Origin of the sequence: Sphingobium sp. EP60837 (genome assembly GCF_001658005.1) — a bacterium.
Lineage (GTDB): Bacteria > Pseudomonadota > Alphaproteobacteria > Sphingomonadales > Sphingomonadaceae > Sphingobium > Sphingobium tyrosinilyticum.
The window spans coordinates 1839937-1862722 of the sequence record NZ_CP015986.1; the positions used below are offsets into that span (position 1 = coordinate 1839937).

Sequence of the window (22786 nt, forward strand, 5' to 3'; positions counted from 1 at the left end):
TCTGAATGTTCCAGCGCGTTACTATGGGGCATCGTGGTCGCGAGGAGGGCGAGAAACCCTTCTGGATCTCGTTCGCCGACCTTATGACTGCCCTGATGGTGCTCTTCCTGCTCGTCATGAGCGTGGCGCTCCTTGCCGTGACGCGCACGATTTCGGAGCGCGAGCAGCTTGAGGCCGAGAGGCAGGCGGAGATTGTCAAGCTCCTCGACCGCATCGACAAGGCTGCAAAGAAGCAGGGCATCCGCGTCGATCACAACCGTGCCGTCATCGACTTCGGAGATCGTGCCCGCTTCGATTCGGCGAGCAATGCCCTCAGTCCCGAACAGGAGCGATTGCTGCGGTCGTTTGTCCCGGAGGTGCTCGCGATAGCGCGGGACAAGGGCGGGCAGCGATGGCTGAAGCGGATTGTGGTCGAGGGCTTTACTGACCGGAGGGGGAGCTATCTCTACAACCTGAACCTCAGCCTCCAGCGTAGCCAGCGCGTTCTGTGCGCGCTGATGGCGCGGCCGCAGGCGGGCGAACGGCCCATGGATCGACGCGAGCTAGAGGAGATACGGCGGCTCTTCCTCGTCGGCGGCTACTCCTCAAATTCCGCGAAGGCGTCGCTCGACGCAAGTCGACGCATTGAGCTGCGCCTGGAATTCTTCGGCGTTGATGAACCGGCGGCTGCACCTGTCGACGCGTTTGAAGGCGAATTCGGTACATGCGCCCTCTGAGCCCGAGAATGACGAAGCTGCAGCAGCGGCTGGCCGACGTTGGCGCTGCGGCGTTCCGCGACATGCCGGAGCCCGACCTCCGAATCTTGAAAGGGCATGTGCAGTCACTTCAGGCCATGCTCAGCGGGGCAGGCGCGGGTGCGGGCGCTTCGAACGACCGGATCCAGACGGAGATACTGAGGTTTCGCGAGACCGGCAGGCTCCATGATGTTCGGTCGGCACGCTTGGTGAGCTGGGGAACGCGCCTCAGGTCTGTAGGCCAGCCAGCGCTAATAGAGGACGGTGAACGGTTCGATCCGCTGCTGAGTGAGATTGATGCCTTCCGATCGATGCCCCGGCCATACAGGCGGTGCTGGCGGGGCCTGCTCGATGGCTACGTGAACTACGATCCCCGAAATGCTCGTGGTGCCGGTGATCGGAACTGGCGGGTCCTGCGGGAATATCTGAACGACAATCTTCCACAGCTCGAACGCTCCGGGCAGGCACCGGACTGGCTCGCCGCGATCGACGACCATGCTAACCTGCTGACTGAGGATCCATGCACGCGCTACGGAGCCGAGCTTCTCACCGGGGAGGGGAATCCCCTCGAGGTTCTTCGTCACGATCTCTCCGCGGGTGACACTTCGTGGATCGGCCAGCGCATATTCGAGGCGCAGATCGAGGCAGCGGTAAGGTTCGATGACCGGAAGTTCCGTGATGTTCTCCCGCGCGTCATCGGTTTGATCCTGGAGCGTGATGTGCTCGCGGATCACGGCCTGTCCCGTGTTCTAGATCGCTACTCCGAATGTTCCTCGATCGAGGTCGATCCGGCGCTGTGTGAGACCTCCGTCGGTCGATGGGGCAATCCGTGGCTCGAGCGTAACGACACACTTTGGACACTGGTCCGTCCGGACACGCGACGGATGGTTTCCTCGTGGCACAAACTCCGGCTGATCGAGGACTTCTTCAACCTCCTCTCGGCCGATGGCATCAACGACCAGCGTCGCATCAACTTCTGGAAACGCCACGTTGATCAGATCAGCGACATGCATTTCGCGCTTGGCGACGCCGCCTATCGCGATCCGCGTCCGAGCTTCAAGACCCTGCGGCAGATGATGAAGGGCCGCATGCTCAACCTTACAAACGGAGGCGTTTCCAGCAACAATGCCTTCATCATGCGCATCGCCGGCCACGTCTACGTGGAGTTCGGAGAGGAGGGCAACGCTATGTTCGCCTTCGATGCTGCCAAGCTGCCGTTCGATCTCTCGAAGTTGCAGGTGGCGGGAAACAAGACCGCGCTCAAGCACCCGAGCAACGTCGCGCGTATCATCCACAAGGACGGCGTGGGTGAACGGTGGGAGCGTAAGGCCGATCGGCTCATCGCCTCCCTGTCAGCCGCACGAAGTGGCTCCCAGGTTAGTCATACGACGCCGTCCTACGGCGCGCGCCCATCAGCGCCGCCGCCCCCTATCACCATATCCTCCAACCCCTCACCAGCCCCGCGACCCGCGAGCGCCGACTCCGAACTGTTCGCGTTCTTCGCCAAGCATGGGATCAAGACAGCGGATTCGCGAGATAAGGGAGGTTCGCTATGGGCCTACGCGCCGCGCTTCGGTCCTGCGACGAACGAACTCACCCGTAGGAACTTCGCTTGGGCGGAGCGTCGCGGGGCTTGGTATCTGCGCTCATGATCTGGGGTAGGAAGGCGGCCAAGACGGAAGTGCGCCAGGTGGCCCCGCGATCGCCCGTCGTTGAGGATGGTGGCATTCTCCTGCCGAGCGGTGGCGAGCCGACCCCCAAATCGAAGGCAGCGACGGCGCTTCTCGACCAATTGGCGGATGAGGGGCTGGCCGAGCGGGTGGAGGATGGTCACCGCTTGAATTGGTCCCAGCTCTTCGTGCTGTTGGAGGACGCGGAGGCTGCGGAAGAGCTGGCGATACTCGATCTTCCATCATCCACTGCTGCGGTCCCGAAGATTGTCAGCCGGAAGTCTCTGACCGATAGAGACTTCTCGGTCGCAATAGACGGATGGTTCGATACCGACCGTCGACCAATGTCCGGCGCCAGGCTCAAGGGCGGTGCCCTCGAAGTCGACGGTGGCGTTCAGCTCGTCGCTCCAGGCGTCTGGAACCTTATCGAGCGAATCCGGCGGTTTGCGCGCCGTCCGGAAGGGGAACGGAACGAAGCTGACCAGCGCCGGGCGTGGGGAGAGATTCGTCAGTTGGCAGTAGCCGCTGGCGCCTCGCTCGACGACTTCCTCTATCGAACCGTGGTTCTCACTCCGGACCGACTGCAGATGGCGCTCCGTCGATCGGATGGACTTGGCCTCGTGGAGATCGAACCGTGGTTCGAGGGGGCACCCGCCGACTGGCTCGAGGCGTTTGATAAGTCGGGTCAGGTGCGTGACAGATACGACCTACCAACGCCGCACGGGATCATCCAGGTCATGATCTCGCCGGAGGTCGGCACCGTGCTGCGGGAGGTCAAACGCATGCCCGGTCGGCGCGTGGCTGGCGAGCGGGCGCAGGCGTTCCTCCTCAATCCCATTGCGGCGCTCGGACCGGACGCGGCAGCTGTCGTCGACGAGGACCAGTTCGAGGAGGCAAAGCAGCAGGCGGGCATCGTGTTCGAACAGTTCGCCGCGGTGACACCTGAAACCAATGGAGAAGGTGCTTTGGGGCTGCTCATCACGAGCGGGTCAGGCGACGCTATTGAGACGCGCGAGATCATGCTCGAGGAAGCCGACGTACTCGAGTTCATCGAGGGCGTAGAGCGGAACCTTGATCGTGGCCTCCAGCTGTTTGCTTGGGACGAATACGAGTTCGAGCTTGACGGCGATAGCAGGCTACACTGCGAAGCGCTTCGCCGGGCGCTCGGCCATCGCGAGGATGGGGTCATCACGCACGGCCAGATTTACGACCTCTCCGGCTATTCGGAGCGCGTCGAGGGAATCGGCCAAGAAAAGTCCTTCTACTCACCGCACATTGCCAAGCGCGACGATGGTGAGGGCTGGTTCCCCGAGAATCTAGTTCCGATGATCGGATGGACTGATCCGAACACCGAACAGCCGTGCGTTCTGCCGCTGACCGACAAGCTATCGGCCGAACTCCGCAAGGGGTTGGAGATGGCCAAGGCGAAAGGAGCCACTTCCGTATCCTTGACCGGGTGCCCCACTCCCATACCCGTCCGCGAGGCGGAGGCGATAGTTTCTACGTTCGGACAGGTGCAGGATCAGGCGGCAAAGGGCACCTTCAAGCCAGACTCTCCTGTCCGTCGCGGCAAAAAGCCTACGTTGATCCTCAAGAGCAATATCGGACAGGTCGACTACCAGGAGGAGCGGCTCGCGGCGCTAGCCGAAAAGCCGGCTCCCGCCCGCCTTCCTTCCAGTCTTCGTCCCGGCGTCGCGCTGAAGCACCACCAGCTTGAAGGTCTTGCATGGATGCAACACCTTCTCGCACTGGCCCCGGATAAGTGCCGGGGCGCACTGCTGGCGGACGACATGGGACTTGGGAAGACGCTTCAGATCCTGAGCCTCGTCGCGAGGGCAAGGGAAGAGGATCCCGGTACGCCGCCAGCGCTGGTGGTTGCGCCGCTTTCTCTCTTGGAGAACTGGAAGGAGGAGGCAGAGAAGTTCCTCGAGTCTGGAACGCTGAAGATCCTCATGGCTTACGGCGAGGGCCTCGCTGGTCTCCGCGTCGATCGGTCCTCGGTCGACGAGCAGCTTCGCCGGGAGGGTCTGGTGCGCTTCCTCCGGCCGGACTGGCGGGGTGATGCCGACCTCGTCCTTACGACCTATGAGACGCTGCGCGACCTGGAGTTCTCGTTCGCGCGCGAGAAGTGGTCGGTCATGGTCTGCGACGAGGCGCAGAAGATCAAGAACCCCAACGCGGCGATGACCCGGGCTGCCAAGAAGCAGCAGGCGAAGTTCCGTATCGCCTGCACCGGGACGCCCGTCGAAAACAGCCTAGTCGATCTGTGGTGCCTGTTCGACTTCGTGCAGCCCGGTTTGCTCGGCGCGCTCAACGAGTTCGGGTCGACCTACCGCCGACCGATCGAGGCGAAGAGCGACGATGATCGGGTGAAGGTGGAGCAGCTTCGGGGTATCATCACGCCTCAGTTGCTCCGCCGGATGAAAGCAGATGTCGCGACCGACCTGAAGGCGAAGGTCGTGGACGAGGAAAGCCGCAGTTTGGATATGAGCCCTTTCCAACGCGGCCTCTACGTCGGAGCCATCGACACCTTCCGGCGATCGGGGGCGGCACCGGGGAGCCACCTTGCACTTCTCCACAAGCTCAGGCTCCTTTGTTCCGATCCGGATGAAAACGCGGGTAGCGCATATGATCCGGTTGAGAGCTACCGAGCACGGTCACCGAAGCTGGATTGGCTAATAGAAGTGCTTGAGGTAATCCGCGATCGCGGAGAGAAGGCCATCGTCTTCTGCGAGTTCAAGGCGATCCAGCGCTTGATTCGACACTATGTGCGCGAGGCCTTTGATGTTCCCGTCGACATCATCAACGGCGATACGACCGCCGTGGGGAGCAGCATCGATAGCCGGCAGAAGAGGATTAGGGCCTTCCAGGAACAGCCTGGCTTCGGCGTGATCGTCCTATCGCCCGTGGCCGTCGGGTTCGGGGTGAACATGCAGGCGGCTAACCACGTGATTCATTTCACCCGGACCTGGAATCCCGCGAAGGAAGATCAGGCAACCGACCGGGCCTACCGCATCGGACAGACGAAGGACGTGTTCGTCTACTATCCGACCGTGTCTGCTGGCGACTTCAAGACGTTTGATGTTAAGCTGGACGAGCTTCTTGAGCGGAAGCGCTCCTTGGCGAGCGACATGCTGAACGGCAGCGGCGAGATCGGTCTACGCGATTTCGACGTAGACGAGCTAAGGCCGGTCGATCCCTGATCGCATTGGGTCCGCACATTGTCGGACGGCGAACAGCTGGAGGACCGTGTTACGCAGTAAGGTGGCGGATGTGAGGAGTATAGGAGGCTTGCCACCGAGGCGCTTCACGAATTCCGGCTGTGCGATATGAAAGTGGGGGCATTCACGGGGGCATGCACTATAAAGATGAATAAAATAACTTAATGAAATGAGTGTCTTGAAAAGAATGTTTGGTTCCCTCCCTCTCCGCCATTCCATCTGTTGAAGATCGGTGGTTGACTCGTTGATCCGTCCTGCCCTGCTTCGCTGTCTTGCCTTGCTGCTGGCCATGTGCCCCGCGCTGGCATGGGCGTTTCCAGCGAACCGGCCTACGCCTGGCTATACGCGGGTAGCTATAGAGACATCGGTCGGGACGATCGTGGTTGCCGTGGACAACAAGCGGGCGCCTCGGACTGCGGCTAATTTCCTGGCCTATGTGGATGACGACCGGTTTGATGGCGTGACCTTTTACAGGGCGGCGCGGCGGAAGAGTGATGCGAAGCTGGGGCTGATCCAGGGCGGGATCGATACCGACGCGCGGCGGTCGCTGCCGCCGATCCCGCATGAGCCGACCAGCAAGACGGGCCTTCGCCATCTGGACGCCACCTTGTCGATGGCGCGGCCGAACCGGCCGGATTCGGCGATGGGCAATTTCTTCATCACGGCGGGTGCGACGCCCAACATGGACGCGCGCGGAGATTATATTGGCTATGCGGCTTTCGGCCATGTGGTCGCGGGGATGGATGTGGTGCGGCGCATCCTGGCGATGCCGACCTGCTGCGGGTCCGGGCCGATGCGCGGGCAGATGATCATAAAGCCGGTGGCGATCCTGCGGGCGCGACGCCTGGACGGCGTGGCGCGGCCGACGCGCGGGGTGAAGCCATGGCTGATCGGGTTGCGGCGTAGGCCACTCTCCTGACGCTTTTCCCTCTGGCCGCGACGGGCTTTGCCGTTCAGGATGCGGGCAAAAGGAGGCGGCGCATGGCGGCTGGACAGATCAGGGTAGGGATCGGCGGATGGACATTCGAGCCGTGGCGCGGGACCTTCTATCCCGAAGGGCTGCGGCAAAAGGATGAACTGGCCTATGTGGGCCAACATCTGACCGCGACCGAGATCAACGCCACTTATTATGGCACGCAGAAGGCCGCGAGCTTCGCCAATTGGGCAAAGGCGGTCCCGGATGGGTTCCAGTTCGCGGTCAAGGCTTCGCGCTACTGCACCAACCGTCGCGTTCTGGCGGAGGCGGGGGAGTCGATCGCGAAATTTACAGGCCAGGGGATTGCTGAACTGGGTGACAAGCTGGGGCCAATCCTGTGGCAGTTCATGCCGACGAAGAAATTCGATGCGGAAGATTTCGGGGCCTTCCTGAAGCTGCTGCCCGCCAGTGTGGACGGCGTGAAGCTGCGCCATGCGCTGGAGGTGCGTCACGAAAGTTTCGATGATCCCGCCTTCCTGGCCTTGGCGCGGGATTCAGGCGCGGCGGTCGTGTTCGCGGATCATGACGAATATCCGGCCATCAAGGGCCATGATGTCGGCTTTTCCTATTCTCGGTTGATGCGCACGCGCGAGGAGGAAGCGACCGGCTATCCAGCGGATCAGATAGCGGCTTGGGCGAAGAAAGCGCGAGAGCAGGCGAAGGCAGGCGACGTCTATGCCTTTTTCATCAGCGGGGCGAAGGTGCGGGCGCCAGCGGCGGCTCAGGCGATGATGGTTGCATTGAAGTAACAGGTGCTGTTGCATTTGCTGCAACTGCGAACGCACCCTTTGCGATTGTGACAAAGGGGTTACGCGATCATATGCGTCCTTGTCGAACACGACAGATAACAAAATTTGCAGGACACGAAACATGCGTCACACTTTCCAGGGCGTTGCGTTGATGGTTGCGGTCGGTGCACAGATGCTGACCTTCTACTCGGTGCTGTTCGCTTAAGCGATTACTCGCGCTTTCTTTCTTTCTCATCTTGGGGAAGTCCAAAAAGGCCGCCCAGCGCATTGCCAGGGCGGCTTTTTTATTGCTATTGAAGATGGCGAAATGAGCCCGGATCTGCTCTTCGTCTATGGATCGCTTCGGCCCGGCTTCGGCGGTGAGATGGCTGGCTGGCTTGCATCGGTGGCGCAGGTGGCGGGCACAGCTGTGGCGCGCGGGGCGCTATACAAGATCGATTATTATCCAGGGTTCGTTCCCGGCGAGGATGGCGTGATCGTTGGCGAACTGTTCCGTTTGCCCGATGCCGCCGCGATCCTGGCGGTGCTTGATGAGCATGAGGAGTGTGCGCCACACTTTCCCGCTCCGCAGGAATATCGGCGCGAGCGGGTGAGCGTGGAGACGGCGCAGGGCGCTGTCGATGCCTGGACCTATGTCTATGCGCGCGAGGTCGCGGGGCTGGAGCGAATCGCGAGCGGGGACTTCCTCGGCTGAACGCTTGCGCTTGGGCGGTGAACCGATAGGCTGCGGCTGCCGGGGCATGCGGAGAGGAAGCGCGATGAGCAAGGAGACGGAAGGGGCGGCCACGCCGGAACGCCTGCCCGAAGATTGCAACTGGATCGACAGCATCGGACTGGACCGGCGCAAGCTGCTGATGACGGGGGCTTTTGCAGCTGGCTTTGCAGCGGCCTGCCGTCCGGTTTCGAGCAGTGCAGGGCAGACGTCGGGCGAGGGGCTGGCACAGGAGACGGTATCGATCCACGCCAGCGACGGTTTTGCTCTGCCGGCCTATGTCGCTCGGCCGGAAAAGGCGAAGAAGAGCCCGGTCATCGTCGTCGTGCATGAGGTGTTCGGCGTGCATGAATGGATCCGCGACATATGCCGCCGATTCGCGCGGGAGGGCTATTATGCGATCGCGCCCGACCTGTTCGCCCGTCATGGCGACGCGACGAAGATCGCCGATATCAAGCAGTTGGTGACAAGCATCGTGTCCAAGGCGCCCGATGCGCAGGTGCTGGCGGATATCGACACGGCTTATGTCTGGGCGGGGAGCCATGGCGGCGATGCTGCCCGGCGCGGGATCACCGGATTTTGCTGGGGCGGGCGGATCGTGTGGCTTTATGCCGCGCACAGCGCGCAGCTGGACGCGGGCGTTGCCTTTTACGGGCGGCTGGTGAGCGAGAAGACGGCGCTTCAGCCGTTCAGCGTGGTCGATCAGGCGGCGGCGCTCAAGGCCCCGGTGCTGGGGCAGTATGGGGGGTTGGACAAGGGCATCCCGGTGGCTGATGTGGAAGCGATGCGCGCTGCCCTTAAGAAGGCTGGCAAGTCACCGCCTGATGAGATCACGCTTTATCCCGAAGCGGACCATGGGTTCATGGCGGATTACCGGCCGAGCTATAATGAAGCCGCGGCGACGGCGGCCTGGGCGGCGACGGTCGAGTGGTTTGGGCGCTATGTGAAGGGTGGGAAATAGGCGGGTAGGGCATAGCGTCACATCGAAGCCACCCAGCCCGTTCTGGCTGAGCTTGTCGAAGCCCCTTCTTATAAGGAGAAAAGCCTTAGACAGGCTCAGGCGAACGGGGTTTTATGATGTCGCCAATGCGCAGCGCGCCAGGGGCTATTTCGCCTTCATCGACTGCACGGCAGCCAGCGTGCTCTTCACATGATCGACATAGTTCATCTCGCTATGGACGAAGACGACCCGGCCGTTGGGCGCGATGACGTAGGAGGTGCGGTCGGTCATGCCGGGCCGCATCTTGAGCGCCACGTCATAATCCGAGATGATCGCGGGGCCGGCCGAGGCCACGGCGAACTTGCCCGCACATTCCTTGGTCGAGAAGGCGACGAGATCGTCCACTGGATCGGCCGACATGCCGATAACGGTCGCGCCCGCCTTCTTGAAGTCCGTAATGTGCGTCGCGAACTCGCGCGCCTCTGCCGAGCAGCCGGGAGTGAATGCCTTAGGGAAGAAATAGAGGACGACGGGGCCGCGCTTCAGCTGGTGCGAAAGGGTCAGGGTGAAGGTCTTGCCTGCTTGCGCGCCGCGCGTGGTGAAATCGGGCGCCTTTGCGCCGACCGCGAGCGCCGCCATGGCTCCGGTCGATCCCAAGAGAGCGGCGGCAAGGCCAAGGGCGATCTTTGCGCTCTTCATCATCGGTCGTCTCCATCGTCATCCGCTGTGCACAGGTGATGGCCCCAAGTGCGGCCGCTGGCAAGTCCGGTGGCGGAACCCTTGACCTTCTGGCCGGTTCATTTCGGATGCGCCTGCATATCGCCCTGCCATTGTTGCTGCTTGCCGCCTGTGGAGAGAAGGGCGCGGATAATCCGCGTATGTCCACCGACATAGTCGATGAGCAGGCCAGCTATGATGTGAGCAATGAAACGCCTGCGCAGGACGAGACGCTGACGCCAGAAAATGCTGTAAAGGCGCCCACCCCGGCTGATGCCTCTGCGCCCGCCGAAGCCAAGACGTCTGCCGCTGCTCCGCCTGCCGGGGCTATTCCGGCGGCGCTGCAGGGGAATTGGACGGGGTTGAACGACCGATGCGGCGACCGGTCGGCAGAGTTGGAACTGAAAGTGACGCCGGGCAGCCTCATCTTCCATGAAAGCGTGGGGACGGTGAAGGGAGTGGTGACGGGCACTGGCGGCAAGCTAAGGGTCGATGCGGCCTTCACTGGGGAGGGGGACAGCTGGACGAAGAAGCTGGAACTGCGCCCTTCCGCCAATGGGCGGGAACTGACGATCATCAATGACGGAGCCGCCGTCACGCGCAAGCGCTGCTGATCCTGTTTGTAGGCCGATCGCGTCACTGCCGCGCTTTGCTTTTTCCGCAAAAGCGGTTCCCACTTTTGCACGCGATGCTCTAGAGCGGGCCGATGATCGGCCGCCTGACCTTGAGCGATTTCCGCAACCATGCGGATGCGCTGATCCTTCCCGATCATGCTTTCATCGTGCTGACCGGCGAAAATGGCGCGGGGAAGACCAATATATTGGAAGCGGTGTCGATGCTGGCGCCGGGCCGGGGGCTGCGGGGCGCGGCGCTTCGCGACATGGCGCGGCAGGGTGGTCCGGGCAGCTTCGGCATCGCGGCGGAGGTAGATGGGGTGGTGTTGGGCACCGGCACAAGCCCGCAAGCGCCGGATCGGCGTCAGGTGCGGATCGGGGGCGTGGCGGCCTCGGCCAATGCACTGGCGGACCATATGGCGATCGTGTGGCTAACCCCGGCGATGGACCGGCTTTTCATGGACAGTCCGGGCGGACGACGGCGTTTTCTCGACCGGCTGACGCTGGCGCTGCATCCGGCGCATGCAGTGCATGCCGCCCGTTATGAGGCGGCGATGCGCGCGCGCAACCGGCTGTTGAATGACCTTCCCAGCGCTGACCCGGCCTGGCTAACGGCGCTCGAGACGCAGATGGAGGAACATGGCGCTGCGCTGTCGATCGCGCGGACTGATCTGGTTGCGCGGCTGGGGACGGAGCTGGCTGATCAGCCGGACGAACCCTTCGCCCGGCCATTGCTGGCGATCGAAGGGGAGGACGGCGGGGATGGGCCGATGGCCATGCGGCTGGCGCGGGAGCGGCGGCGGGATGCTGCGGCAGGTCGCACATTGTCCGGACCGCACCGGCAGGACCTGGCCGTTACTCATGCCGCCAAGGGGCAAGCGGCGGCGCTCTGTTCGACCGGGGAGCAGAAGGCGTTGTTGCTCTCCATCCTGCTTGCCCATGCTGCGCTGGTCGCGGCGCATAGGGGCCAACCGCCCGTGCTGCTGCTCGACGAAGTGGCGGCGCATCTCGACCCATCGCGACGGGCCGCATTGTTCGACCGGCTGCGGGCTACCGGCGGTCAAGTCTGGATGACCGGGACGGAGGCGAGCCTTTTCAATGACTTAGGTAGCGCGACGCGGCTAACGGTAACGGCGGGTCAGCTTTTTCGTTCCGCAGGTTAACGCACCTGAACAACCATTCATCGCTCGGCGCTTCTCAACTCGTCCTGGCTCTGCCCTAAGAACGCCACAGGGTTGATAAACAAGAAGAAGTCGGGGGTCGTTTCACACATGATCGGTGCTTTTCGCGCATTTATCGCGACTGCCATGCTTGCGCTTGGCGCTCTGATCGTGACCCCTGCGGCTGCTGGCGTTCTGCAGTGCGCGCCTTATGCCCGTCAGGTTTCCGGCGTCGAACTTTATGGCAACGCCAACACATGGTGGGGTCAAGCCGAGGGCCGCTATGAGCGTGGCCATCAGCCTCGGGAGGGCGCTGTGCTGGCTTTCGCTGCGAGCCGCTCCATGCCGGTTGGCCATGTCGCGATGGTCAGCAAGGTGGTCAGCGATCGTGAAGTTCTGCTGACTCATGCCAATTGGTCCTATCGTGGCGGCATCGAGCGCAACGTGCGCGCCATCGACGTGTCGCCGAACAATGACTGGACCGATGTTCGCGTATGGTATGGCCCCATCGGCGGCCTGGGCCTGCGCTCCAATCCCGCGAAGGGCTTCATCTATCCGGCGCAGGCGAACGAAGCTGCGCCCATCCAGATCGCCATGGCCGATCGCATGATCGGCGGCGCTGCCACGGCGCACGGTGCTTTCTGACCCTTTAACCACTTTCTAAGGGCCGCTGCCTAATCTGATCGGCGGTGGGGCGATTCTCAGAAATTTTGAGGTCGCATTTAATGTTTCGATTTATTCGCGGAGCCGCATGGCTGCTGGCTGGCATGATCGCCACGCCGGTGTTCGGTGCGACCGCTTTGCAGTGCGTGCCCTATGCGCGGATCGTGTCCGGCGTGAATATCCGGGGCGATGCGCTGACATGGTGGGATCAGGCAGAGGACCGCTATGCGCGCGGACATGTGCCGCGCAGGGGCGCGGTGCTGGCCTTTCGTCCCTATGGGCCGATGACGCTGGGCCATGTCGCCGTCGTCAGTAAGGTGCTGGATGATCGCCGCGTGCTGATCCGCCACGCCAATTGGTCAGTGCCTGGCGCGATCGAGGAAGATGTGCTGGCGATCGACGTGTCCGACGCTGGCGATTGGAGCGAAGTGCGCGTGTGGCACAGCCCGACCGGGCAAATGGGCGCACGGACCAATCCGACCTTTGGGTTCATCTATTCCGACAAGGCTCGGCTGCACCCGTTCGAGGCTGATCCGGCCCTGGGCGCCAGCGTTCGCTTTGCGAAGGTTGATCAGGACATGTCGGGTCAGGAGAAGGTTGCGCCCAAGGCTGATGCGCCGGTCGAGGCGCCATCGCGCCTAGCCGGTCTGGGCCGATCGCTGCGCAAGGCGGTGCATGAGCCGCGATTGGATACCGACATGCGCACGATGCAATTTGCTGACGCGACGCCTTCGGGCCGGTCGCTGCGGGACATTATCGCGGATGTGAAGCGGGACGCCCGGCTGCGGTAAAGCAGGTCCAGAGCATTGGCGGTTGGGACCAGAAACCCACATCCGTTCGCTTCGAGCAAAGTCGAGAAGCTATACGCTTAGTTTGCCTCGACTTCGCTCGACACGAACGGAAGAAATTGGGATGGCTTATTCGGCGTCCGCAGCCTTTTCCTCGCCCTCGGCCGCGCGCTCGAACCAGGCTTCGACGGGGCCGGACAGCTTGATCGTCAGCGGCTGGCCGTTGCGATCGCGGGTCTTGCCGGCGGCGACGCGGACCCAGCCTTCGGAGATGCAATATTCTTCCACATCGGTGCGGACCCGGTCCTTGAACCGGATGCCTACGCCGCGCTGCAGCAGGTCCATGTCGAAATAGGGGCTGCGCGGGTTGGTGGAGAGGCGGTCGGGAGGCGTGTCGCTCATGGCTGTTCCAAAGGTCCTTCGTTTCGCGCGGCCTAGCGCTTCGGACTCGCCGCCGTCAACCGGGGCCTGTCATCCACATCGCAGAAGATGCGGCGGATCACGCCCTGTTCCAGCCAGGAGGCGAAACGCATCTCCGCATCGGCAAGGCCGGCGAACGGATAGGCGACAGGCTGGTCGTTAACCGCGCGGCTGGCATGCACCAGCCGGATCATGGCGTCGGGCGCAGTGGTAAGGATGCGGCCGCGCCGGTCGGTGGCCGCGCTGTTGACGCCGACGACATGGCCATCCTCGGCGAAGACGGGGCCGCCGCTTATGCCCGACAAGGTGTCATCGCTTTCGGGCAGGCGCGCGGCCTCCGCCCAGGCGAGGACCGGCTGAGCTTCTTGGGTACGGCCGCGCCGGGCGCTGGCGGGGCCGATCAGCTCCGACACGACCAGGGTGGGGCGGCCTGCGGGAAAGCCCATGTGGAAACCAAGCGATCCGGGCGCGGGCATGCGGTCGGAGAGCGGCAGGGCGTGGTCGCTCGGCACGCCGTCGCGGACGAGCGCGGCGTCGGCCTCTCGGCTGGCCATCACGCGGGAGACCGCGCGGGCGACGCCGCCTTCGTCTATGCCGATGCGGGCGCAGTCATGCGTGACATGTTCAGCCGTAAGCCAGGCGCCGTCGCGGTCCACGGCGAAAGCGGTGCCCATGCTGTCGGCAGGATCGCCGGGCCGGTCCTCGATCACGAAAGCCTCATCGCTCCATTGCGGCATCGGGCGGCGGGGGGAGCGTGGATCGAAGCTTTCGATCTGCAACGGCGGCGGGCGTGTCACCTCGCCGATCCAGGCGAGCGCCAATATGCCGCCCAGCATCAGCGAGAGGCAGCCAAGGCTTCGCCGCGCCACCGTCTAACCCGCCACGGCCGCCGCCGTCAGGCAGGCGATCGCGGCTTTCATCATGGCGAGGAAAATGGCGGCGGACCGCTCATTCGCCTCGATCCGGGCAGAGAGCGAGCCCAGCAGGAAATCGACGAAGCGGAAGGCGATGAGCTGCAATATCAGCGTGACGCTGCCCCAGATTATGACGTCCCAGACGTTGACCGATCCGGCGAGGCAAAGCGCCAGGGGGATGGCGAGGCCGATCGCCGCGCCGCCGAGCGAGATCGCCGCGGCCTCGTTACCGGCGCGGATCAGAGCGAATTCGTCATGGGGCGTAATCCACATATACAGCGCCAGCGCCGCAAGCCAGGCAAGCGTCGCGCAAGCAAGGTGCAGCAGGAAAATGGGGAGCCCCGACAGCAGGCTCTGGATAACGGGCATGGGATCAGTCATGCCCGTTAGGATGCCGCAACCTGACCCCGGCTTCAATCGGGGATCAGGTTACGGCTTTATTTCCGTCGCTAACTCAGACAGTTATCTTTTAGCGGCAAATGCGCACCCGGACGTCGCGGTCGCGATAATAGTCATAGCGCCATTCGGTCCAGCAGCGCTGGCGGTAGCGGTAGTGATGCCGCCGCCCCTCGCGCCAATAGCGGCGATCGCTATCACGCCAGCGGCGGTCGTCCCAGCGCCGGTCCCAGTCACGGTCATTCCGCCAGTCGCGGTCGCCATAGCCGGAATAGCCGCCATAATATTGCGCTTGGGCCGGCGCTGAAGCCGCACCCATGGCGGTGACCGCCAGGCCGAGAGCCGTCGCGCCTTTCACAAAGATGTTCATGTCCTCTCTCCTCACTTGCACCCCGACGCATGGGCGTAAAGCGGGGCCACGAGAGAGAAGATGCACGGGTATGACTGAACCGTCCGGGAACGGCGTTGTCAGCAAGCGTTAAGGGGAATGTGGGCCAGAGGACGGACTTACTTTCCCCGCAGCGCTTCTTCCGCTTCCACCATATAATTGCGGGTGATCGGCAGCGTGCGGCGATCGCGCACATATTGGACCTGGTAGTTCACCATGCTGCCATGTTCGAACACGGTCGCCGCGCCCGCGAGGTAGAAGGTCCACAGGCGGAAGAAGCGCTCGTCATACAGAGCGATGATGTCGGCGCGGTGAGCCATGGCGCGGGCATACCATTCGCGGATGGTGAGGCCGTAGTGAAGGCGCAGCACCTCCACATCGGTGACCATCAGCTGCGTGCCTTCGCTGCCCTGGATCATTTCGGACAGCGCGGGGATATAGCCGCCGGGGAAGATATATTTCTGGGTAAAAGCGTCGGTAATGCCCGGCCCCGCAACACGGCCGATCGTGTGGACAAGCATCACGCCCTCGCGCGTCAGCAACTGGCGGCACTTGTCGAAGAAGGCGCGATAATGAGCGGTGCCGACATGTTCGAACATGCCCACCGACACGATGCGGTCGAAAGGGCCTTCCACATCGCGATAGTCGATCAGCTCGAACCGCACATGGTCGGCGACGCCTGCTTCCTGTGCACGCTGCCGCGCGACCTTCAGCTGCTCCTCGGAGAGGGTGATGCCGGTCACATCGACGCCACAGGTGCGATGCAGATAGAGCGCCATGCCGCCCCAGCCGCAGCCGATATCGAGTACCTTCATGCCTGGCTTCAGGTGCAGCTTGGCTGCGATGTGCGCCTTTTTATCCTCCTGCGCCTGCTCCAGGCTGATGCCTGCCTCATTGTCCGCGTCAGGGAAATAGGCGCAGCTATATTGGCGGTCGCGGTCGAGGAAGAGGGCGTAGAGCGCGCCCGACAGATCGTAATGATGGGCGACATTCGCCTTCGACCGGGTGCGGTGATTGGCGCGCCAGAGCGTCTGGCGGATCGACTTGAACCCGCGCTTGAGCGCGCCCTTGTCGCTGATCGCCTTGCCGCTTTCCCAGCTATTGTTGGCCCGGATCAGCGAGATCAGCTCCATGATGCCGCCGCCTTCGATCCCGACGCGGCCGTCGATATAGGCTTCCGCCATGCCGAGGCGCGGATCCCGGATGATGTCGAAGGGCACGCGCGCGTCGTGGAATTTCAAGGCGAGCGAGGGGAAGGCGGGATCGGGCTCACCGACCGTCACTTTCCTGCCGTCATGATAGATAATGGTCAGCTGCCCGCGTGTGACCAACCGCTTGATGACCCGATCGAACAATTTCATGGGCGCAACCTGTCAGGTCATTTCGCGTCCGTCAAATGCCTGCATACCAATCATAACCGGCGCGGTCCTCCCAATAGCCGCCCTTGCCCCCGCCAATGCCGGACAGACTATCCACCGCCTTGATCTCCATCAGATATTTGGCCTGTTTATAGCCGAGCTGCCGCTCTACCCGCAGCCGCAGCGGGGCGCCATTGGCCACTTTGAGCAGTTGGTCGTTGAGCGCGAAGGCGAGGATCGTTTGCGGATGGAAAGCATCGATCAGGTCGATGCTTTCATAATAGGGCCGTTCGTCGCCCATGAAATCCGCGCAGTGGAAGAGGATGTAGCGCGCCCGGCTGCTCATACGCGCCGCGTCGAGGATAAGGTGAAGCGGCACGCCGCGCCATTTGCCGATGGCGCTCCATCCTTCGACACAGTCGTGGCGGGTGATCTGATCGCGATGGGGCAGGCTGCGGAGTTGGGCGAGCGAGAGCGATAGAGGGCGATCGACCAGCCCCGTAACCTTCAGCCGCCAATCGGCAAAATCGGAGCGCCACAGCGCGCGATATTCCGGCGTGTTCGGATTGGCCGTGCCGTTGGAGCGGAAGAACGGGGAAATCTGGTCCGGCCGGAACTCTCGCGCCATCGCATCGCGCGCCATCAGGCTACGTTGCGCCCATTTGTGGAAATTCTCAGCAGAGAAAAGCGCCCCACGCACGCTTTCATGCTGCGCCAGCCGGTCGCACCCGGCCAGCGTGGCGGTGGCGCCGAGCAGCAGGGCGCGGCGGCTGAGCACCAGGCTCATGGCCGCGGCTCCGGCAGGCGATAGCGGCCGGTGATCATGGAGCGTAGTTCATTGGCAGGACCGGCCAGCAGCACCATCAGTAGATGAACGAGGAAAAAGGCGACGAGCGCGAAGGCTGTGATGAAATGGAGAGACCGGGCGGATTGGCGGCCCCCGAACAGATCGACCAGCCACGGCCAGGCAGCGTTCATGCCGGGCGACATGGTGAGGCCCGTCAAGATTAAGAGGGGCAGAGCGATGAAGATCACTCCAATATAGCTCGCCTTCTGCAGGACATTGTAGCGCAGCGCCGCCTCGCCGGTCGGAAAGCGTAGCCGGGCATGATCGATGATGTCCTGCCATATGTGGCGCGGGGCCAACTCGCCGCGGCGGAAGGCAAGGTTGCGGGCGACATGCCCCCTTAGAAGCGACCAGAGCATGTAGGCGAGAAGGGCGAAGGCGAAGAGCGGTGCGGCCGCGAGGTGCCAATGGCGGGACATGGCGAGGTTATAATGACTAGGCAGGGTGATCCAGCCGCCGAAGCGCTCAAGCTGCAGCCAGGGGCGATCGAAATTGGCCCCGAACTGTCCCCAGTAGAGCCGGGGATGAGCGTTGAAGATGCCAAGCCCGCTGGTGAAGAGGGTGTAGAGCAGTCCGGCGTTCAGCCAGTGCCACAGCCGTACCGGCCAACGATGGCGCAGCACCGGGGGTGCCTGCATTGCGACAGGTGGCGGAGGGCTGGCCATGGGGAACCGTTACTCTTTTGCATCAGGCGGGTCAAAAATCAGGAATAGGTTAGAACGGAAGCGAAACGAAATTAACACGTTCATCTTCTGGCCATAATGGCTCGCCATAAGCGCGGACGGCTTGGGACCCTTGATCGAAAGGGTATGAAAATGCCTTTGAAGCCTCTGAGTTGGAAGCGACTGTTGCGAATGTGCATCATTTACCGATAATCTTCATATCGGTGTTGCAACAGAGAGGAAAGACTATCATATGCGCCCCCGTCCACGACGAAAGATCGTGGCGAGCAGGGATGGAATAAAGGGGCCACTTCATAGCGGCGCTAGGGGCTATAAGCTTCCATACCATTCCTGTCCTATACAAAGAGTGGTCTCCAATCCTTGGATGATGCACTTCTTATCGCATGAGGACTTTATGAAGACTGTGATTCTCGCAGCCGTTGCTGCTGCCGCTGTTGCGGCCCCCGCTTTCGCTCAGGACGCTGCTCCGTTCACCGGCCCCCGCGCTGGCGTGACCGTCGGCTATGACAACCTCGGCAACGAAGGCGTGAGCTATGGCGTGAGCGCTGGCTACGACGTCGCCCTGACCCCGAACCTGACCTTCGGTCCGGAAGTGACGCTGGGCGACAGCACCGTTGATAACGCCGGCGTGGAAGTTAGTCGCGACCTGGCCGCTTCGGTGCGCCTGGGCTACATCCTGAACCCGCAGGTTCTGGCGTTCGGCAAGGTAGGCTATGCCAGCACCCGGATCGAAGCGTCGAACAGCAACGCCGGCTTCGCTCTCGAAGGCGTTCGCTTCGGCGGCGGTCTGGAATATGCCATCAATGGCAGCACCTACATCTCGGCTGAATATCAGCGCACCGAATATGAAGACAATGGCAGCCGCGACGCTGGCGTGGTCGGCATCGGCTTCCGTTTCTAATCCCTCTCGGATCTGAAACACATGGAGGGCGGTCCCATTGGGGCCGCCCTTTTTGTTATGGACCGCGCAGAGTTCGTATAGGGCTTGCTCCGTGGCCTAATCGTCAGTGAAGGCTCAACGCCAGAATTTCATGGGGCGGCGTGGAGATGTCGCGCTGGAGGCGACCGTGAATCTCCCCTCCGCATAAGCGGATCTCTGGCCAAAGCGCGGAGTGTTGCATCGACTTCAGGCGGCGAACTTCGATCTGCTGTGCGGCCTCCGCGCGCTGATCGTCATTACATTGTGCCTGCAAGCGCAAGCATCACGCCGCCCACGACAAGCACAAGGCCCATCACTTCGCTGCGGCTCATCCTTTCGCCAAGATAGAAGTGGCCAAAGCCCAGCGTGAAAGCGACCTCTATCTGGCCGACGATGCGGACCATCGCTACCGGGGCCGTCGCGAAGCCGGTGAACCAGCAGGCAGAGCCCAGCGCGGAGAGCAGGCCGACCTGGCCTGAGACGCGCCAGCTCGACAGCAGCTTGCGCATTTCGGCTGGTTCACGCGCCAGGAGATAACCGCCCTGCATCAATGTTTGGAGCGTCACCGTTACGGCCAGAACGATCAGCGCTGCCAGGATGGGGTCGCTGCCCCCCACCTCCTGCGTTGCCCGGCGGATAGCGACCGCTGTCAGCGCGAAGAAGAAGCCCGAAGCGATCCCGGTTAGCGCCGCGGGTTGACCCAGCGCCTTGATGAAATCGGCAGGCCCCATGCGCTTGCCGCCGGTGGACAGCAGCATCACCCCCATGACGCCGCAGCCGATTCCGGCCCAGGCGAGGGGATGCAGCCGCTCGCCCATCAGCAGGAAAGACAGGATAGCGCCCTGCACCGCTTCGGTTTTCGAATAGGCGGTGCCGACGACGAAGTTGCGGTGCGCAAAAGCCAGGATGAGGAGGTTGGTGGCGATGATCTGCGCCAAGCCCCCGCCAAGGCAGAAGAGCAGGAATAGGGGGTCAGCGCTGGGCAGTGGGCCGGGAAACGCCAAGCGGTAACCGCCCAAGAGGATCAGCGCGAAGGGCAGGCCATAAAGATAGCGGACGAGCCCGGCGGCATTGAGTGACAGGCTATGGCTGACGCGGCGCTGGATGGCCGTGCGCCAGGCTTGCGTCGCGCCAGCCAAGAGGGTGGCCGGGAGCCAGATGGGTGATGTGATCACGCTTAATCCTCCCCATGCGCGGCACGGGGAGAGGGAGCAGCCGCAGGCTGGTGGAGGGGAAGGACGCGGCAGTGGTTCAGTATATGCAGCATCACATTCTCGAGATTCTGGAGAACATCGGCTGCTTTGATCCTCAGCATCCGGATGCCCTGCGCTTTCAGCCACGCATCCCGGCGCTCGTCCTGCGCGATCTGGCTGGCATGGTCGTGACTGCTCCCGTCCACCTCGACCGCGAGCCGAGCGGAGACGCAGTAGAAATCCGGCACATAGGGTCCGACGGGATGCTGCCTTCTAAACTTCATACCTTGTGGGCGCGAGCGCAGCCATTGCCATAGCGCGACCTCTGGCGGAGACATCACTCGCCGCAGGTTACGCGCGAACTCAACCGTCTTTCTGCTCGGCGGCATCGCGCTCTTCCCCTCCACCGCCTTCAGCGGTCCCCCTCCCCATCTTTCGATGGGGAGGATTTGCGCGGTCACGCCTTTTCGAGAAGACCTTCCTTCTTGATCTTCTCCTGCCAGACCAGCGGGGCGAGGCGGTGGACATTTTGCCCTTCGCTGTCCACGGCCACGGTGACGGGCATGTCCTGCACATCAAATTCATAGATGGCTTCCATGCCAAGATCCTCGAAGCCGACGACCTTCGCGCCCTTGATCGCGCGGGCGACCAGATAGGCCGCGCCGCCGACCGCCATCAGATAGGCGCTCTTATGCTTGGCGATCGAATCTGTCGCAGCCGGACCGCGTTCGGCCTTGCCGACGCAGGCGGCTAGGCCCTGCTCCAGCATCATGTCCATGAACTTGTCCATGCGGGTCGCGGTGGTGGGACCGGCCGGGCCGACAACCTCGTCGCGGACTGGATCTACGGGGCCGACATAATAGATGACGCGACCCTTGAAATCGACCGGCAGCTGCTCGCCCGCGGCCAGCATGTCGGCGATACGCTTGTGCGCGGCGTCGCGGCCGGTGAGCATCTTGCCATTGAGCAGCAGGCGGTCGCCATGCTTCCAGCTCTGCACGACTTCGGGGGTCAGATTGTTCAGATCGACGCGGATCGCTTCCTTGCTGGGCTTCCAATCGACCTGCGGCCATTCGGAAAGCTTGGGCGCTTCCAGATAGGCGGGGCCCGATCCGTCCAGCGTGAAGTGCGCGTGGCGGGTGGCGGCGCAATTGGGGATCATCGCCACCGGCTTGCCCGCCGCATGGCAGGGATAGTCGTGGATCTTGACGTCGAGCACGGTGGCGAGGCCGCCCAGGCCCTGTGCGCCGATGCCGAGCGCATTGACCTTGTCATACAGCTCGATACGAAGTTCCTCGATCTTGTTCTGAGGCCCGCGCGCCTTGAGTTCGCCCATATCGATGGGGTCCATGAGGGACTCCTTCGCCAGCGCCACCGCCTTTTCCGCGGTGCCGCCGATGCCGATGCCCAGCATGCCGGGCGGACACCAGCCCGCGCCCATCTGCGGCACCATCTCCAGCACCCAATCGACGATCGAATCGCTGGGGTTCATCATCTTGAACTTGGTCTTGTTCTCCGAGCCGCCGCCCTTGGCTGCGACGTCCACGATGACCTTGTTGCCCGGCACCATTTCGACATTCAGGACGCAGGGCGTGTTGTCCTTCGTATTGACCCGCGAAAAGGCGGGGTCCTGCAGGATCGAGGCGCGCAGGCGATTTTCGGGGTTCAGGTAAGCGCGACGCACGCCTTCATCGACGACTTCCTGCATGGAGCGGCTGTTGTCGTCGAGGCGGCAGTCCATGCCCCATTTGATGAAGACATTGACGATGCCCGTGTCCTGGCAGATCGGACGATGCCCTTCGGCGCACATGCGGCTGTTGGTCAGGATCTGGGCGATGGCGTCCTTCGCTGCCGGATTGGCCTCCGCCTCATAGGCTGTGCCCAGCGCGCGGATATAATCCATCGGATGATAATAGCTGATGAACTGGAGCGCATCGGCAACGCTCTCGATCAGGTCGGCGGTCTTGATGACGGTCATCTTGCCTTCATGTCCCTATCTTACGCCCCGCCCTGCACGGCGGGTCCTCGCCCGCGCGGCTAATGGGGATTCGCTCTTGAGTCCAGCTATCCATTGGCAAAGGGGAACATGTGCCACCATGGCTCCTTCTCCTTCAGCACGCGGGCAAAGCTCGGCCGCGCCTCCAGCCGGTCGAGATAGGCGGCGAGCGCTGGAAAGCCCCCGCGCATCGGCTCCACCTTGTCCGCGTAGAAGAGCGCGGGGGCTGCGGCGCAGTCGGCAAGGGTGAAGCTGTCCCCTGCCGCCCAGTAGCGCCCGGCGATGCGATCCTCCAGCAGCGCATACGCCTTGCCCAGCGTCAGCCGCGCCTGACCCACCCCATAGGGATCATGTGAGTCATCCGGCCGGAGCCGGTCGGCCACGATGGCCTGCATCGGCGTCATGACATAATTGTCGAACAGCCGATCCATCAGGCGGACCTCGATCGCCTCGTCCGGGTCAGGCGGGATCGCGCGGAAGGCGCCGGGGCAATGCTGGTCCAGATATTCTATGATGATGCTGGTTTCGGCGAGCGTCCTGTCCCGCGCCTCATCGCGCAGGACAGGGAATTTGCCGAGCGGCCAGAGCGTCAGCCACGCTTCCGCGACGCCTGGATCCTCCATCATATGGCGCTCGAAAGGCACATCATTTTCATAGAGGGCGATCAATGCCTTCCAGCAATAGGAGGACAGCGGATGATAATAGAGAATCATGTGAAGTCTCTCCCA

24 protein-coding genes are annotated in these 22786 nt (G+C 62.8%); 12 read left to right on the forward strand and 12 right to left on the reverse strand.

Annotated elements, in window-relative coordinates:
- Window positions 1-5 precede the first annotated feature (5 nt).
- From EP837_RS08885 to EP837_RS08915, 7 genes are all read left to right on the forward strand, one after another.
- Window positions 6-716, forward strand: coding sequence for an OmpA/MotB family protein (locus tag EP837_RS08885; RefSeq protein WP_044661486.1), 711 nt, complete (start codon window positions 6-8; stop codon window positions 714-716).
- A 116-nt stretch (window positions 717-832) separates the two neighbouring features.
- Window positions 833-2386 carry an EH signature domain-containing protein gene (locus EP837_RS08890; RefSeq protein WP_225870598.1) on the forward strand — a complete coding sequence of 518 codons (1554 nt, stop codon included), beginning with the start codon at window positions 833-835 and terminating at the stop codon, window positions 2384-2386.
- A 185-nt stretch (window positions 2387-2571) separates the two neighbouring features.
- Window positions 2572-5607: a DEAD/DEAH box helicase gene (locus tag EP837_RS08895; RefSeq protein ID WP_197486257.1), complete on the forward strand. Its 3036-nt coding sequence runs from the start codon at window positions 2572-2574 to the stop codon at window positions 5605-5607.
- A 265-nt stretch (window positions 5608-5872) separates the two neighbouring features.
- Complete coding sequence (locus tag EP837_RS08900; protein ID WP_443019131.1) at window positions 5873-6544, forward strand: peptidylprolyl isomerase; 672 nt, start codon at window positions 5873-5875, stop codon at window positions 6542-6544.
- A gap of 62 nt (window positions 6545-6606) precedes the next feature.
- A complete protein-coding gene (locus tag EP837_RS08905) occupies window positions 6607-7350 on the forward strand; it encodes a DUF72 domain-containing protein (RefSeq protein ID WP_066526557.1) in 744 nt (247 codons plus the stop codon).
- Between the two features lie 307 nt (window positions 7351-7657).
- Window positions 7658-8044 (forward strand): gamma-glutamylcyclotransferase family protein, encoded by a 387-nt coding sequence (locus EP837_RS08910; protein ID WP_066526559.1) that lies wholly within the window; start codon window positions 7658-7660, stop codon window positions 8042-8044.
- Between the two features lie 64 nt (window positions 8045-8108).
- Entirely contained in the window at window positions 8109-9023 is a 915-nt protein-coding gene (locus tag EP837_RS08915; RefSeq protein ID WP_066526561.1) for a dienelactone hydrolase family protein, read from the forward strand.
- Window positions 9024-9167: 144 nt separating this feature from the next.
- Here EP837_RS08915 and EP837_RS08920 read toward each other — a convergent pair whose 3' ends face one another.
- Window positions 9168-9704 (reverse strand): peroxiredoxin, encoded by a 537-nt coding sequence (locus tag EP837_RS08920; RefSeq protein ID WP_197486258.1) that lies wholly within the window; start codon window positions 9702-9704, stop codon window positions 9168-9170.
- Here EP837_RS08920 and EP837_RS08925 point away from each other — a divergent pair.
- The 4 genes from EP837_RS08925 (at window position 9689) to EP837_RS08940 (ending at window position 12947) form a co-directional block, all read left to right on the forward strand.
- Complete coding sequence (locus EP837_RS08925) at window positions 9689-10333, forward strand: hypothetical protein (RefSeq protein WP_225870524.1); 645 nt, start codon at window positions 9689-9691, stop codon at window positions 10331-10333. The genes EP837_RS08920 and EP837_RS08925 overlap by 16 nt on opposite strands.
- Before the next feature lie 92 nt (window positions 10334-10425).
- Window positions 10426-11496 carry a DNA replication/repair protein RecF gene (recF, locus tag EP837_RS08930; protein WP_066526566.1) on the forward strand — a complete coding sequence of 357 codons (1071 nt, stop codon included), beginning with the start codon at window positions 10426-10428 and terminating at the stop codon, window positions 11494-11496.
- 108 nt (window positions 11497-11604) lie between these two features.
- A complete protein-coding gene (locus EP837_RS08935; RefSeq protein WP_066526568.1) occupies window positions 11605-12138 on the forward strand; it encodes a CHAP domain-containing protein in 534 nt (177 codons plus the stop codon).
- An 80-nt stretch (window positions 12139-12218) separates the two neighbouring features.
- Window positions 12219-12947 (forward strand): CHAP domain-containing protein, encoded by a 729-nt coding sequence (locus tag EP837_RS08940; RefSeq protein ID WP_066526571.1) that lies wholly within the window; start codon window positions 12219-12221, stop codon window positions 12945-12947.
- Between the two features lie 126 nt (window positions 12948-13073).
- Here EP837_RS08940 and EP837_RS08945 read toward each other — a convergent pair whose 3' ends face one another.
- The 7 genes from EP837_RS08945 to EP837_RS08975 form a co-directional block, all read right to left on the reverse strand.
- Window positions 13074-13346 carry a DUF3297 family protein gene (locus EP837_RS08945; protein ID WP_066526575.1) on the reverse strand — a complete coding sequence of 91 codons (273 nt, stop codon included), beginning with the start codon at window positions 13344-13346 and terminating at the stop codon, window positions 13074-13076.
- A 32-nt stretch (window positions 13347-13378) separates the two neighbouring features.
- A complete protein-coding gene (locus EP837_RS08950) occupies window positions 13379-14233 on the reverse strand; it encodes a S1 family peptidase (protein ID WP_082919592.1) in 855 nt (284 codons plus the stop codon).
- 3 nt (window positions 14234-14236) lie between these two features.
- Entirely contained in the window at window positions 14237-14659 is a 423-nt protein-coding gene (locus EP837_RS08955) for a DUF350 domain-containing protein (protein WP_066526581.1), read from the reverse strand.
- An 88-nt stretch (window positions 14660-14747) separates the two neighbouring features.
- Window positions 14748-15044 (reverse strand): hypothetical protein, encoded by a 297-nt coding sequence (locus EP837_RS08960; protein ID WP_066526583.1) that lies wholly within the window; start codon window positions 15042-15044, stop codon window positions 14748-14750.
- Window positions 15045-15181: 137 nt separating this feature from the next.
- Window positions 15182-16423, reverse strand: coding sequence for an SAM-dependent methyltransferase (locus tag EP837_RS08965; protein WP_066526585.1), 1242 nt, complete (start codon window positions 16421-16423; stop codon window positions 15182-15184).
- A 31-nt stretch (window positions 16424-16454) separates the two neighbouring features.
- Window positions 16455-17207, reverse strand: a complete 753-nt coding sequence (locus EP837_RS08970; RefSeq protein WP_066526588.1) for a molybdopterin-dependent oxidoreductase — start codon at window positions 17205-17207, stop codon at window positions 16455-16457.
- Window positions 17204-17932: a cytochrome b/b6 domain-containing protein gene (locus EP837_RS08975; RefSeq protein WP_066526590.1), complete on the reverse strand. Its 729-nt coding sequence runs from the start codon at window positions 17930-17932 to the stop codon at window positions 17204-17206. The genes EP837_RS08970 and EP837_RS08975 overlap by 4 nt, the downstream gene beginning before the upstream one ends.
- A gap of 412 nt (window positions 17933-18344) precedes the next feature.
- Here EP837_RS08975 and EP837_RS08980 point away from each other — a divergent pair, with 412 nt between their 5' ends.
- Window positions 18345-18851, forward strand: a complete 507-nt coding sequence (locus EP837_RS08980; protein WP_066529058.1) for an outer membrane protein — start codon at window positions 18345-18347, stop codon at window positions 18849-18851.
- Between the two features lie 275 nt (window positions 18852-19126).
- On the opposite strand, the gene EP837_RS08985 is transcribed toward EP837_RS08980, so the two are convergent.
- The 4 genes from EP837_RS08985 to EP837_RS09000 all read right to left on the reverse strand — a co-directional run bounded on the left by EP837_RS08985 (window position 19127) and on the right by EP837_RS09000 (window position 22771).
- Window positions 19127-20044 (reverse strand): DMT family transporter, encoded by a 918-nt coding sequence (locus tag EP837_RS08985; protein ID WP_066526591.1) that lies wholly within the window; start codon window positions 20042-20044, stop codon window positions 19127-19129.
- A gap of 2 nt (window positions 20045-20046) precedes the next feature.
- Complete coding sequence (locus EP837_RS08990) at window positions 20047-20523, reverse strand: endonuclease domain-containing protein (protein WP_443019108.1); 477 nt, start codon at window positions 20521-20523, stop codon at window positions 20047-20049.
- Complete coding sequence (locus EP837_RS08995; protein WP_066526593.1) at window positions 20520-22040, reverse strand: fumarate hydratase; 1521 nt, start codon at window positions 22038-22040, stop codon at window positions 20520-20522. The genes EP837_RS08990 and EP837_RS08995 overlap by 4 nt, the downstream gene beginning before the upstream one ends.
- A gap of 86 nt (window positions 22041-22126) precedes the next feature.
- The gene (locus tag EP837_RS09000) at window positions 22127-22771 is read right to left on the reverse strand and encodes a glutathione S-transferase family protein (RefSeq protein WP_066526595.1); all 645 of its coding nucleotides are present in this window, start codon (window positions 22769-22771) and stop codon (window positions 22127-22129) included.
- Window positions 22772-22786 lie beyond the last annotated feature (15 nt).

Bases quoted from the DNA above. Each gene is read 5' to 3' on its own strand.
- EP837_RS08890 (WP_225870598.1), top strand. From the start codon at position 833: ATGCTCAGCGGGGCAGGCGCGGGTGCGGGCGCTTCGAACGACCGGATC.
- recF (WP_066526566.1), top strand. From the start codon at position 10,426: ATGATCGGCCGCCTGACCTTGAGCGATTTCCGCAACCATGCGGATGCG.
- EP837_RS08940 (WP_066526571.1), top strand. From the start codon at position 12,219: ATGTTTCGATTTATTCGCGGAGCCGCATGGCTGCTGGCTGGCATGATC.
- EP837_RS08960 (WP_066526583.1), bottom strand. From the start codon at position 15,044: ATGAACATCTTTGTGAAAGGCGCGACGGCTCTCGGCCTGGCGGTCACC.
- EP837_RS08970 (WP_066526588.1), bottom strand. From the start codon at position 17,207: ATGAGCCTGGTGCTCAGCCGCCGCGCCCTGCTGCTCGGCGCCACCGCC.
- EP837_RS08885 (WP_044661486.1), top strand. From the start codon at position 6: ATGTTCCAGCGCGTTACTATGGGGCATCGTGGTCGCGAGGAGGGCGAG.
- EP837_RS08920 (WP_197486258.1), bottom strand. From the start codon at position 9,704: ATGATGAAGAGCGCAAAGATCGCCCTTGGCCTTGCCGCCGCTCTCTTG.
- EP837_RS08915 (WP_066526561.1), top strand. From the start codon at position 8,109: ATGAGCAAGGAGACGGAAGGGGCGGCCACGCCGGAACGCCTGCCCGAA.
- EP837_RS08965 (WP_066526585.1), bottom strand. From the start codon at position 16,423: ATGAAATTGTTCGATCGGGTCATCAAGCGGTTGGTCACACGCGGGCAG.
- EP837_RS08945 (WP_066526575.1), bottom strand. From the start codon at position 13,346: ATGAGCGACACGCCTCCCGACCGCCTCTCCACCAACCCGCGCAGCCCC.
- EP837_RS09000 (WP_066526595.1), bottom strand. From the start codon at position 22,771: ATGATTCTCTATTATCATCCGCTGTCCTCCTATTGCTGGAAGGCATTG.
- EP837_RS08980 (WP_066529058.1), top strand. From the start codon at position 18,345: ATGAAGACTGTGATTCTCGCAGCCGTTGCTGCTGCCGCTGTTGCGGCC.
- EP837_RS08955 (WP_066526581.1), bottom strand. From the start codon at position 14,659: ATGACTGATCCCATGCCCGTTATCCAGAGCCTGCTGTCGGGGCTCCCC.
- EP837_RS08935 (WP_066526568.1), top strand. From the start codon at position 11,605: ATGATCGGTGCTTTTCGCGCATTTATCGCGACTGCCATGCTTGCGCTT.
- EP837_RS08905 (WP_066526557.1), top strand. From the start codon at position 6,607: ATGGCGGCTGGACAGATCAGGGTAGGGATCGGCGGATGGACATTCGAG.
- EP837_RS08975 (WP_066526590.1), bottom strand. From the start codon at position 17,932: ATGGCCAGCCCTCCGCCACCTGTCGCAATGCAGGCACCCCCGGTGCTG.
- EP837_RS08995 (WP_066526593.1), bottom strand. From the start codon at position 22,040: ATGACCGTCATCAAGACCGCCGACCTGATCGAGAGCGTTGCCGATGCG.
- EP837_RS08910 (WP_066526559.1), top strand. From the start codon at position 7,658: ATGAGCCCGGATCTGCTCTTCGTCTATGGATCGCTTCGGCCCGGCTTC.